The sequence below is a fragment of the Erwinia sp. genome, assembly GCF_031978025.1.
Classification (GTDB): domain Bacteria; phylum Pseudomonadota; class Gammaproteobacteria; order Enterobacterales; family Enterobacteriaceae; genus Erwinia.
The window spans coordinates 1-3,499 of record NZ_DALZCD010000361.1; the positions used below are offsets into that span (position 1 = coordinate 1).

Annotated in this window: 5 protein-coding genes; 2 read left to right on the forward strand and 3 right to left on the reverse strand. The window is 53.1% G+C overall.

From position 1 onward, the window contains the following. Positions 1 to 81: 81 nt before the first annotated feature. Complete coding sequence (locus RTK32_RS20200) at positions 82 to 540, reverse strand: MarR family transcriptional regulator (RefSeq protein WP_312047070.1); 459 nt, start codon at positions 538 to 540, stop codon at positions 82 to 84. A gap of 65 nt (positions 541 to 605) precedes the next feature. Here RTK32_RS20200 and RTK32_RS20205 point away from each other — a divergent pair, with 65 nt between their 5' ends. Further along, entirely contained in the window at positions 606 to 1,196 is a 591-nt protein-coding gene (locus RTK32_RS20205) for an HD domain-containing protein (protein ID WP_312047071.1), read from the forward strand. A gap of 148 nt (positions 1,197 to 1,344) precedes the next feature. Beyond that, positions 1,345 to 1,959, forward strand: a complete 615-nt coding sequence (locus RTK32_RS20210) for a hypothetical protein (protein ID WP_312047073.1) — start codon at positions 1,345 to 1,347, stop codon at positions 1,957 to 1,959. A gap of 60 nt (positions 1,960 to 2,019) precedes the next feature. On the opposite strand, the gene RTK32_RS20215 is transcribed toward RTK32_RS20210, so the two are convergent. Continuing rightward, on the reverse strand, positions 2,020 to 2,505 hold the full coding sequence (locus tag RTK32_RS20215; RefSeq protein WP_312047075.1) for an RcnB family protein: 486 nt from the start codon (positions 2,503 to 2,505) through the stop codon (positions 2,020 to 2,022). Between the two features lie 132 nt (positions 2,506 to 2,637). Further along, positions 2,638 to 3,108: an Lrp/AsnC family transcriptional regulator gene (locus RTK32_RS20220; RefSeq protein WP_312047076.1), complete on the reverse strand. Its 471-nt coding sequence runs from the start codon at positions 3,106 to 3,108 to the stop codon at positions 2,638 to 2,640. Between the last annotated feature and the right edge of the window lie 391 nt (positions 3,109 to 3,499).

A 3,499-nucleotide genomic window follows, 5' to 3' on the forward strand; every position in this document is an offset into this window, starting at 1 on the left:
GTTTTATATGCGCTATTAAATCGCGAGCGACTTAATACAGCGACTGTATTCAGTATAGACTTTCCACAGCCAGACCTGGGTCTAGCCGTTAAGGCTGTCGCGCAGGTTTTCCAGTTCGACTTTTAGCAGCCGCATTTTTTCCTCGTCGCAGGCGGCGGCACAGCTCACGGCCTGAGGCAAATCGACGGCTTTAAGGCGCAGCTCGCGGCCCTGCCCGGTCAGCGTAACCACCACCTGACGCTCGTCTTTGCGCGAGCGCTGACGATCCAGCAGGCCCGCGGCTTCCAGCCTTTTCAGCAGCGGTGTAAGCGTGGCGGAGTCCAGAAACAGCCGTTCGCCAATTTCAGATACCGTCACGTCATCACGCTCCCACAGCACCAGCATCACCAGGTATTGCGGATAGGTAAGGTCGAGCTGCGCCAGCAGCTGCCGGTACAGCTTATGCAGCGCCAGGTTGGCGGAATAAAGCGCAAAGCAGAGCTGCCGGTCAAGCAACAGTGGCGAGGTTTCCGCTTTTTTGTCATCTTTATCTGTAGTCATGGTAAAAAATATAAATAGTGCACTATATAATTGCAAGCGAATCTTAAGGCTCAGGGGGAGAAAACATGTATTCACTGGAAGAACAGGCCCGGCGATATGCCAGTAAAGCGCATGCTGAAGCGGGTCAGCGTCGCAAATATACCGATGAGCCCTATATCGTTCATCCGGCCGCGGTAGTCGAGCTGGTGCGTAGCGTAACCGATAATGAAATCATGCTGGCCGCGGCATGGCTGCACGACACGGTTGAGGATACATCCAACACGCTGGCGGATATTGAGAACCATTTTGGCGCGGAGGTTACCTCGCTGGTGGCGATGCTGACCGACAGCAAGCAGCCCGACGCAAAGAATCGTGCGGCACGTAAAGTGGCCCATTTTCGCCACACGGCGCAGGCCTCGGGCGATGCCCAGACCATCAAACTGGCCGATATCATTGATAACACCCGCTCGATTATTCAGTACGATCCACACTTTGCCCGCGTTTATCTGGTAGAGAAACGCGTGCAGATCGCTTTGCTGAAAGGCGGTAATGATGCGTTGTGGCGTCAGGCTTCTGTCATTATCGAAAGCGGTATTGAACAGCTGACGCTGGCGCCCTATTACGTCCCGCCCGCCTGGTTTACCCGGCAGCAGGAAAGATATCGATTACCGGATTAAGTGTCTGACAGCATTTTTCAGCGCTGATTAACTCAAATCAGTGCAATATGGACGACAATCTCGGCGCCGCCGTCCCCTGGCGGCATTATTTGGTAAGCCCACGCTGACTCAGTGCCTATAATCGCCCCGAAAAAAAATAAGGGGCATTATGCAATCTGATTTACTGTTTATCCGCCGTAAGGCACTGGCTTTTATTGGCTGCGCGCTGTTTCTGGCTACCATGATGGGAATGGTTTTTATCGATGTCCGCTGGATGAACAACGGCGTACATGAAACCTCGTTTACCGAGATCGCTCAGGAGCTGATGCTGCTGGCTATCGTGCTGCTCTACTTTTATAGCGCTTATCGACAGCCTGCTCTCAGGCCGACGCTGATATTAGTCGGCGGTTTCTTCACCTGTATGCTGATCCGCGAGCTGGATTTCCTGTTCGACGACCTGTCGCACGGCAGCTGGGTGTGGTTTGCTCTGGCCGCCGCTGGCGCTTGCGTTGCCCTCGCCGTACGTCAGCCAAAACATGCCGTGAAAGGCCTGGCCGATCTGCTGCGTCATCCTGCCTGGGGGATGTTGTGTGCGGGATTGCTGACCATTTTAGTGTTTGCGCGCCTGTTCGGCATGCGCGACCTCTGGCAGCATCTGATGCTGGATGGGTATAACCACACGGTCAAAAACATGGCGGAGGAAGGCTGTGAGCTGCTGGGCTACAGCCTGTGCCTGCTGGCTTCGCTGAGCTATCTCTACGGCGATCGGAAAAAGGCAGAATAAAAACACCGCTTTGCCCGTACTCTGCCAGGCCCGGCGTCAACCGCCGGGCTTTTTTATGGCCTATTGCTTATAGAAAATGTCGCCGGATTCCACTTTCAGAATGCGGCCATCTTCTTTAGCAAACATCACGTAGTTACCGCCCATGTAGGTCCAGCTGGCGCCCTGCTCTGGCGCAGGCAGATGGCGGGTTTTCCAGTCCACAATTTCATATTTTTTAGTGCGGTAACGATCGGGCACGATGCTGCCAATCGCAAAGCGCTGGAAATCAGCAAAGAAATACTGAATTTCATACGGATGAGCCGGATCGCGTTGCGGCGCGGCTTCTTCGCCCGATGGCGTTTGCGCCTGGGAAGGCGTTTGCGCTTCCGGCGCTACCGGTGCAGGTGCTGCCGGAGCGGGCGCCGCTGGCGCATCCGTTGCTGGCGCCTGCGGAGCGGCTGCGGCAGGATCCTGAGGCGCTTCTACCTGACTATCCTCGGCGAAAGCCGTCGACACTAACGGCATTGCAGCAAATAAAAGGGCTGAAAACAGAACGTGCTTACTCATGAGTTTCTCCGCTGAGAAAATTGATTATCAGGTGGCACCAGTCAGCGAGGAAGCGCCACTTCGTCACGCGCACATTATCTCTTCTTTCATAGCAAGGGAAGCAGGAAAAAGCGCATCGGCATCAGGTCTGCTTTAAATGAGCTTTTTAACAGGCAGGCTCGCCAGCGGCTTGATCTCTTTCAGCACAAACATGCTTTGCATCTCTTTAATACCGGGCAGACGGCGAATGACCGACATGGCGAAATCGGCGTAAGAATCGAGATCCTGTGCCACCACCTGCAATAAAAAATCTGCATCGCCGCCGATACTGTAGCAGGCGACCACTTCTTCCAGCGCGGTGACTTCTTCCTCAAACTTACGGGCTTCGGCTTCGCTGTGGCTGTCTATAGAGACTCGCACAAAAACCATCACCCCCAGCCCAATCTTTTTACGGTTTAAGACCGCTCTGTAGCCCTGGATCACTTCCTCTTCTTCCAGCCTGCGTACTTTTCGCCAGCACGGTGAAGCAGACATACCGGTTTTTTCTGCCAAAACCTGGTTGGTAATACGCGCGTCATCCTGCAACAGCTTCAGGATTTTTATTTCTGTCTTATCCAACGGCATAGCAGAATATTCCTTCCTTTTTACCTTTATTAAGCGGTCATTTTTTCCTGATGTGATAAGTAAAGCAAGCGATATAGGTAACAATTTTCTCCCTGATTCCGCCATAATACTTTTGATTTTTTAATGTATTAACCCATTAAACGGCAAGGAGAGTAAAGGATCCATGTTAATGCATATCGTATCGTTTACCTTTAAAAGCCCCTGGAGCTGGGCTTCGATAGAAGCCATCGAGGCAGAGCGCCAAACCAGGAACCATCCCCATTACATTGCAGAAATTAAAGGGTGGACCTGCGGCAGAAATGTTGCCCGCCGAAAAATTGCTGCTGATTTTGTTGTCGCCGGCCATGACCGATACCGCTTCGCTGCCCCTGTTCCCGCTGCACACCGTGCT

Excerpts from the sequence above, each read along its gene's own strand:
- RTK32_RS20215 (WP_312047075.1), bottom strand. The coding sequence starts at position 2,505 with ATGAGTAAGCACGTTCTGTTTTCAGCCCTTTTATTTGCTGCAATGCCG.
- RTK32_RS20205 (WP_312047071.1), top strand. The coding sequence starts at position 606 with ATGTATTCACTGGAAGAACAGGCCCGGCGATATGCCAGTAAAGCGCAT.
- RTK32_RS20200 (WP_312047070.1), bottom strand. The coding sequence starts at position 540 with ATGACTACAGATAAAGATGACAAAAAAGCGGAAACCTCGCCACTGTTG.
- RTK32_RS20220 (WP_312047076.1), bottom strand. The coding sequence starts at position 3,108 with ATGCCGTTGGATAAGACAGAAATAAAAATCCTGAAGCTGTTGCAGGAT.
- RTK32_RS20210 (WP_312047073.1), top strand. The coding sequence starts at position 1,345 with ATGCAATCTGATTTACTGTTTATCCGCCGTAAGGCACTGGCTTTTATT.